The following is a 2,832-nucleotide window of genomic DNA, read 5'->3' on the forward strand; positions in this document are numbered from 1 at the left end:
CCTTCGGGCCCGAACCGGAAATGGCGGAAAGATCGAGCCCAGATTCCTTCGCCAGACGCCGCGCGAGCGGAGAGGCGAACACGCGCTCGCCCTTGCTGGAGGATGTGGCTTTCGCCTCTTCCGATTTGGGCTTTTCAGGCGTTTCCGACTTGGTCGTCGAAGCCTCCGCCTCGGCGGGTTTTTCGGCCTCGGATGCCTTCGCTTCGGGTTTGCCGCTGGCGGGGCCCTCGGCGGTTTTTGCCGCCTCTGCCGCGTCCTCGCCTTCCTCGGCGAGCACCGCGATCAACGCATTCACCTTCACGCCTTCGGTGCCTTCCGGCACCACGATCTTGGCGACGGTGCCTTCGTCGACAGCTTCCACTTCCATGGTCGCCTTGTCGGTTTCGATCTCGGCGATCACATCGCCCGGCGCGACGGAATCCCCCTCCTTGACCATCCATTTGGCGAGATTGCCCTCTTCCATCGTCGGCGAAAGGGCGGGCATGGTGACTTTAATCGGCATGGTATCCTCCCCCTTTAGCGATGATAGGAAACGGCTTTCACCGCCTCGACCACTTCGGCGACATTCGGCAGCGCCAGCTTTTCAAGATTCGCTGCGTAAGGCATCGGCACATCCTTGCCCGCCACCGTGACCACCGGCGCGTCGAGATGATCGAACGCCCGCTGCATCACCTGGCTGGCAATGTGCGCGCCGACCGAAGACTGCGGAAAGCCTTCCTCGACCGTCACAAGACGGTTGGTCTTCTTGACGGATTCGATCACCGTATCGAGGTCCATCGGGCGGATCGTGCGCAGGTCGACGATTTCCACATCGATGCCCTCGCCCGCCAGTTCCTCGGCCGCCTTGACCGCATAGGTCATGCCGATGCCGAAGGATACGATGGTCGCATCCTTGCCTTCCTTGTGAATGCGCGCCTTGCCGATGGGCAGCACGAAATCATCCATCTTCGGAACATCGAAGCTCTGACCGTAGAGAATCTCGTTCTCCAGGAACATGACCGGGTTCGGATCGCGAATCGCGGCCTTGAGAAGGCCTTTCGCGTCGGCCGCCGTGTAAGGCATCACGACCTTGAGGCCGGGAATGTGCCCGTACCAGGCGGCATAGCACTGCGAGTGCTGTGCAGCGACACGCGCGGCCGCCCCGTTGGGGCCTCGGAACACGATGGGCGCGCCCATCTGGCCGCCGGCCATGTAGAGTGTCTTGGCGGCCGAATTGACGATCTGGTCGATGGCCTGCATGGCGAAGTTGAACGTCATGAACTCGACGATCGGTTTCAGCCCGGCAAAGGCCGCCCCGACGCCCACGCCGGCAAAGCCGTGCTCCGTGATCGGCGTGTCGACGACGCGCTTGTCGCCGAACTCCTGCAGGAGGCCCTGGGTCACCTTGTAGGCGCCCTGATACTCGGCCACTTCCTCGCCCATGACGAAGACGGGGTCGTCCTTGCGCATCTCTTCCGCCATCGCGTCACGCAACGCCTCGCGCACGGTGGTCGGAACCATCTCGGTGCCGTCCGGGATATCCGGATCGGACGCGACATCCGGCGCTTTCGGTTCCGGGTGCACCTTGCCTTCGGCCGGCACGCGACGGGCATCCATGTCCTCGACCGGGTTGCCGCCGGACGCTTCGCCCTCTCCCGCGGCTCCGTCCGCGGTGCGGGCGCCGTACGGATCACGTTCGCTGGCTGCCGGCATCGGCGCATCCTTGCCGATGTCGTCGGCGCTCTCGCCTTCCTGCAGCAGGACCGCGATCGGCGTGTTCACCTTCACACCTTCGGCGCCCTCGTCCACCAGGATCTTGCCGATGACGCCTTCGTCAACGGCCTCGACTTCCATGGTCGCCTTGTCGGTTTCGATTTCGGCGATCACGTCGCCGGCGGAAACCGTATCCCCTTCCTTGACCATCCAGGTGGCCAGCTTGCCTTCCGTCATGGTCGGCGACAGGGCCGGCATCAGGACTTGTACGCTCATTCCGTTTTCCTCCCGCGGGCCGCGCATCCCCGTGCGCGGAAGCCGCGCGCTGTCTTAAGACTCGACCAGGATGTCCGTGTAGAGCTCGGACGGATCCGGCTCCGGGCTCGATTGCGCGAAATCCGCGGCGTCGGTGACGATCGCCTTGATCTCCTTGTCGATGCCCTTCAGCTCCTCTTCCTCGACGCCGGCTTCGAGCAACGTCGCCCGCAGATGGTCGATCGGATCGTGCTCCTGCCGCATCTTGTTGACCTCTTCCTTCGTCCGGTATTTCGCCGGGTCGGACATGGAATGGCCGCGATAACGGTAGGTCTTCATCTCGAGGATATAGGGGCCTTTGCCGGAGCGGGCGTATTTCACCGCACGCTCAGCAGCTTCCCGCACGGCCAGTACGTCCATGCCGTCGACTTCTTCGCCTTCGATTTCGAACGAGATTCCGCGCTTGAACAGCTCCGTCTCCGCCGAGGCGCGGTCGACGCTGGTGCCCATGGCGTACATGTTGTTCTCGATCACGTAGACGACCGGCAGATCCCACAGCGAGGCCATATTGAAGGATTCATAGACCTGCCCCTGGTTCGAGGCGCCGTCACCGAAATAGGCGACCGAGACATTGTCATTGCCACGATACTTGTTGGCGAAACCGAGGCCCGTGCCAATCGGCACCTGCGCACCAACGATGCCATGGCCCCCATAGAAGTTCTTTTCCTTGGAGAACATGTGCATTGAGCCGCCCTTGCCTTTCGACAGGCCGCCGCTGCGTCCTGTCAGTTCGGCCATGACGCCCCTGGGGTCCAGGCCACAGGCGAGCATGTGGCCGTGGTCGCGGTATCCGGTGATGACTTGGTCGCCATCTTTGAGACAGGC

3 protein-coding genes are annotated in these 2,832 nt (G+C 63.1%); all 3 read right to left on the reverse strand.

Annotated features, from left to right (window positions below):
- Positions 1 to 502 (reverse strand): biotin/lipoyl-containing protein (locus QZ638_RS23110; RefSeq protein WP_295815077.1); only part of this gene is annotated, 502 nt, incomplete at its 3' end.
- 14 nt (positions 503 to 516) lie between these two features.
- Positions 517 to 1,968 (reverse strand): pyruvate dehydrogenase complex E1 component subunit beta, encoded by a 1,452-nt coding sequence (locus tag QZ638_RS23115; RefSeq protein WP_295815079.1) that lies wholly within the window; start codon positions 1,966 to 1,968, stop codon positions 517 to 519.
- Positions 1,969 to 2,022: 54 nt separating this feature from the next.
- On the reverse strand, positions 2,023 to 2,832 hold an 810-nt coding region (gene pdhA, locus QZ638_RS23120; protein WP_295815081.1), incomplete at its 5' end, for a pyruvate dehydrogenase (acetyl-transferring) E1 component subunit alpha.

The sequence above is a fragment of the uncultured Nitratireductor sp. genome, from assembly GCF_913053745.1.
In the GTDB taxonomy this organism is placed as follows: Bacteria; Pseudomonadota; Alphaproteobacteria; order Rhizobiales; family Rhizobiaceae; genus Nitratireductor.

Coding starts and splice junctions, on each gene's coding strand:
- QZ638_RS23115 (WP_295815079.1), bottom strand. CDS start 1,968: ATGAGCGTACAAGTCCTGATGCCGGCCCTGTCGCCGACCATGACGGAA.